Here is a 4,584-nt window from a genome sequence, read left to right on the forward strand (position 1 = left end):
GATTGATTTTCTAGAAAAAAATTTAGCAGTTAAAAAAGATGAATGGACTGCTTATAGCGATAAAGTTAAATCAGATTTAGAAGTACCAGCGAAACGACACATGAAAAGTGTTGAAGTGCCAACGGGTGAAAAGTCCATGTTTGGTTTGGGAAAAGAAATAATGAAAACAGAAAAGAAACCAACCAAAAATGTTGTTATATCGGAGCGTGATTATAAAAACTTAGTGACTGCTGCGAGAGATAACGATAGGTTAAAACAGCATGTTAGAAATCTCATGAGTACTGATATGGCGAGAGAATATAAAAAATTAAGTAAAGAACATGGGCAAGTTAAAGAAAAATATAGTGGTCTTGTAGAGCGATTTAATGAAAATGTAAATGATTATAATGAGTTGCTTGAAGAAAACAAGTCTTTAAAGTCTAAAATAAGCGATTTAAAGCGTGATGTGAGTTTAATCTATGAAAGCACTAAGGAATTCCTTAAGGAACGTACAGACGGCTTAAAAGCCTTTAAAAACGTTTTTAAGGGGTTTGTAGACAAGGTAAAGGATAAAACAGCACAATTCCAAGAAAAACACGATTTAGAACCTAAAAAGAACGAATTTGAACTAACTCATAACCGAGAGGTAAAAAAAGAACGAAGTCGAGATCAGGGAATGAGTTTATAAAATAAAAAAAGCACCTGAAAAGGTGTCTTTTTTTGATGGTTTTGAACTTGTTCTTTCTTATCTTGATACATATAGAAATAACGTCATTTTTATTTTAGTTGCTGAAAGGTGCGTTGAAGTGTTGGTATGTATGTGTTTTAAAGTATTGAAAACCCTTAAAATTGGTTGCACAGAAAAACCCCATCTGTTAAAGTTATAAGTGACTAAACAAATAACTAAATAGATGGGGGTTTCTTTTAATATTATGTGTCCTAATAGTAGCATTTATTCAGATGAAAAATCAAGGGTTTTAGTGGACAAGACAAAAAGTGGAAAAGTGAGACCATGGAGAGAAAAGAAAATCGCTAATGTTGATTACTTTGAACTTCTGCATATTCTTGAATTTAAAAAGGCTGAAAGAGTAAAAGATTGTGCTGAAATATTAGAGTATAAACAAAATCGTGAAACAGGCGAAAGAAAGTTGTATCGAGTGTGGTTTTGTAAATCCAGGCTTTGTCCAATGTGCAACTGGAGGAGAGCAATGAAACATGGCATTCAGTCACAAAAGGTTGTTGCTGAAGTTATTAAACAAAAGCCAACAGTTCGTTGGTTGTTTCTCACATTAACAGTTAAAAATGTTTATGATGGCGAAGAATTAAATAAGAGTTTGTCAGATATGGCTCAAGGATTTCGCCGAATGATGCAATATAAAAAAATTAATAAAAATCTTGTTGGTTTTATGCGTGCAACGGAAGTGACAATAAATAATAAAGATAATTCTTATAATCAGCACATGCATGTATTGGTATGTGTGGAACCAACTTATTTTAAGAATACAGAAAACTACGTGAATCAAAAACAATGGATTCAATTTTGGAAAAAGGCAATGAAATTAGACTATGATCCAAATGTAAAAGTTCAAATGATTCGACCGAAAAATAAATATAAATCGGATATACAATCGGCAATTGACGAAACTGCAAAATATCCTGTAAAGGATACGGATTTTATGACCGATGATGAAGAAAAGAATTTGAAACGTTTGTCTGATTTGGAGGAAGGTTTACACCGTAAAAGGTTAATCTCCTATGGTGGTTTGTTAAAAGAAATACATAAAAAATTAAACCTTGATGACACAGAAGAAGGCGATTTGATTCATACAGATGATGACGAAAAAGCCGATGAAGATGGATTTTCTATTATTGCAATGTGGAATTGGGAACGGAAAAATTATTTTATTAAAGAGTAGTTCAACAAACGGGCCATATTGTTGTATAAGTGATGAAATACTGAATTTAAAACTTAGTTTATATGTGGTAAAATGTTTTAATCAAGTTTAGGAGGAATTAATTATGAAGTGTAATGAATGTAACAGGGTTCAATTAAAAGAGGGAAGCGTATCATTAACCCTATAAACTGCGTCTACCCTCATTATTGGAGGGCGAAATGTGAATACGTCTTATTCACAATCAAATTTACGACACAACCAAATTTTAATTTGGCTTTGCGTTCTATCTTTTTTTAGCGTATTAAATGAAATGGTTTTGAACGTCTCATTACCTGATATTGCAAATGATTTTAATAAACCACCTGCGAGTACAAACTGGGTGAACACAGCCTTTATGTTAACCTTTTCTATTGGAACAGCTCTATATGGAAAGCTATCTGATCAGCTAGGCATTAAAAGGTTACTCCTATTTGGGATTATAATAAATTGCTTCGGATCGGTAATTGGGTTTGTTGGACATTCTTTTTTTCCCATACTTATTCTGGCTCGATTTATTCAAGGAGCTGGTGCAGCTGCATTTCCAGCACTCGTAATGGTTGTAGTTGCGCGCTATATTCCAAAGGAAAATAGGGGTAAAGCATTTGGTCTTATTGGATCGATAGTAGCCATGGGAGAAGGAGTCGGTCCAGCGATTGGTGGAATGATAGCCCATTATATTCATTGGTCCTATCTTCTACTCATTCCTATGATAACAATTATCACTGTTCCGTTTCTTATGAAATTATTAAAGAAAGAAGTAAGGATAAAAGGTCATTTTGATATTGTAGGAATTATACTAATGTCTGTAGGCATTGTATTTTTTATGTTGTTTACAACATCATATAGCATTTCTTTTCTTATCGTTAGCGTGCTGTCATTCCTGATATTTGTAAAACATATCAGGAAAGTAACAGATCCTTTTGTTGATCCCGGATTAGGGAAAAATATACCTTTTATGATTGGAGTTCTTTGTGGGGGAATTATATTTGGTACAGTAGCAGGGTTTATCTCTATGGTTCCTTACATGATGAAAGATGTTCACCAGCTAAGTACTGCCGAAATCGGAAGTGTAATTATTTTCCCTGGAACAATGAGTGTCATTATTTTCGGCTACATTGGTGGGATACTTGTTGATAGAAGAGGTCCATTGTACGTGTTAACCATTGGAGTTACATTTCTTTCCGTTAGCTTTTTAATTGCTGCCTTTTTTTTAGAAGTAACACCATGGTTACTGACAATTATATTAGTTTTTGTTTTTGGTGGGCTGTCATTCACCAAAACAGTTATGTCTACAATTGTTTCAAGTAGTTTGAAACAAAAGGAAGCTGGTGCCGGAATGAGTTTGCTTAATTTTACCAGCTTTTTATCAGAGGGAACAGGTATTGCAATTGTTGGTGGTTTATTATCTGTACGCTTACTGAATCAGAAGTTGCTACCTATGGACCTTGATCAATCCACTTACTTGTATAGTAATATGCTATTCCTTTTTACAGGAGTCGTTGTCACTAGTTGGCTGATCACCTTGAATGTATATAAACGAAGACAAATTCAATTTAAAAGTTGAATACCAGAGATAAATTAAATGACTTCTAGCTTTCTTAAGCAATCGGGCGCGATTGTTGAAGACTGATATAAAAGATACGAGAGAAAATTCTCGTGTCTTTTTTTATTTTAAGTGGTTTTGTCCGTTATCCTGGGAAACCGAAAGTCGAGCAAACTTTGATTTTGCTGAGTACGGCTTTCGGTACGAAAAACGCAACGGACAAAATAAAAAAGACAAGGGTTTAAGGTGGAGATTTTTCAGCGCAGCGATTTGAAAAATACGACCTGTCCCTTGTCTTTTTTAAACGAGCCACGAGAGCACCCCCTTTTGCTGAGGTGGCAGAGGGCAGGTTTTTTTGTTTACTTTTTTCTCGTAAAAAAAAGAAAGGTCTTAAAGGTTTTATGGTTTTGGTCGGCACTGCCGACAGCCTCGCAGAGCACACACTTTATGAATATAAAGTATAGTGTGTTATACTTTACATGGAAGTAATTGCCGGAAAAGAGCAAAAATGCCTCACATTTGTGCCACCTAAAAAGGAGCGATTTACATATGAGTTATGCAGTTTGTAGAATGCAAAAAGTGAAATCAGCTGGACTAAAGGGCATGCAATTTCATAATCAAAGAGAGCGAGAAAGTAGAACGAATGAAGATATTGACAGAGAGCGAACGCATGAAAATTATGATTTGCAAAACGATGAAAACATAAATTATAACGAACGTGTAAAAGACATAATCGATTCACAAAAAACAGGTACACGAAAAACAAGAAAAGATGCTGTTCTTGTAAATGAGTTGTTAGTAACATCTGACCGAGATTTTTTTGAGCGACTGGATCCAGGAGAACAAAAACGATTTTTTGAGGAAAGTTATAAATTATTTTCTGAACGATACGGCAAGCAAAATATTGCTTACGCAACAGTCCATAATGATGAGCAAACCCCTCACATGCATTTAGGTGTTGTGCCTATGCGTGATGGAAAATTACAAGGAAAAAATGTGTTTAATCGTCAAGAACTGTTATGGTTACAAGATAAATTCCCCGAGCATATGAAAAAACAGGGTTTTGAGTTGAAGCGTGGTGAACGTGGCTCTGACCGTAAACATATTGAGACAGCTAAATTTAAAAAA

Annotated in this window: 4 protein-coding genes and 1 pseudogene; all 5 read left to right on the forward strand. The window is 34.5% G+C overall.

Features of this window, described 5'->3' with window-relative positions; all coding sequences use genetic code 11:
• Window positions 1–667, forward strand: a pseudogene (locus KA867_RS01760) (MobV family relaxase); the annotation flags it as partial.
• A gap of 244 nt (window positions 668–911) precedes the next feature.
• The gene (locus KA867_RS01765; RefSeq protein WP_000336291.1) at window positions 912–1,895 is read left to right on the forward strand and encodes a protein rep; all 984 of its coding nucleotides are present in this window, start codon (window positions 912–914) and stop codon (window positions 1,893–1,895) included.
• 103 nt (window positions 1,896–1,998) lie between these two features.
• Window positions 1,999–2,061, forward strand: a complete 63-nt coding sequence (locus tag KA867_RS13560; RefSeq protein WP_012779615.1) for a tetracycline resistance efflux system leader peptide — start codon at window positions 1,999–2,001, stop codon at window positions 2,059–2,061.
• 33 nt (window positions 2,062–2,094) lie between these two features.
• Window positions 2,095–3,477 carry a tetracycline efflux MFS transporter Tet(L) gene (gene tet(L), locus KA867_RS01775; RefSeq protein WP_210136881.1) on the forward strand — a complete coding sequence of 461 codons (1,383 nt, stop codon included), beginning with the start codon at window positions 2,095–2,097 and terminating at the stop codon, window positions 3,475–3,477.
• 528 nt (window positions 3,478–4,005) lie between these two features.
• On the forward strand, window positions 4,006–4,584 hold a 579-nt coding region (mobV, locus tag KA867_RS01780; RefSeq protein ID WP_210136882.1), incomplete at its 3' end, for a MobV family relaxase.

This window comes from Staphylococcus sp. GDH8C109P (assembly GCF_017893405.1).
Taxonomy (GTDB): domain Bacteria; phylum Bacillota; class Bacilli; order Staphylococcales; family Staphylococcaceae; genus Staphylococcus; species Staphylococcus cohnii.

Bases quoted from the DNA above. Each gene is read 5' to 3' on its own strand.
- KA867_RS01765 (WP_000336291.1), top strand. From the start codon at position 912: ATGTGTCCTAATAGTAGCATTTATTCAGATGAAAAATCAAGGGTTTTA.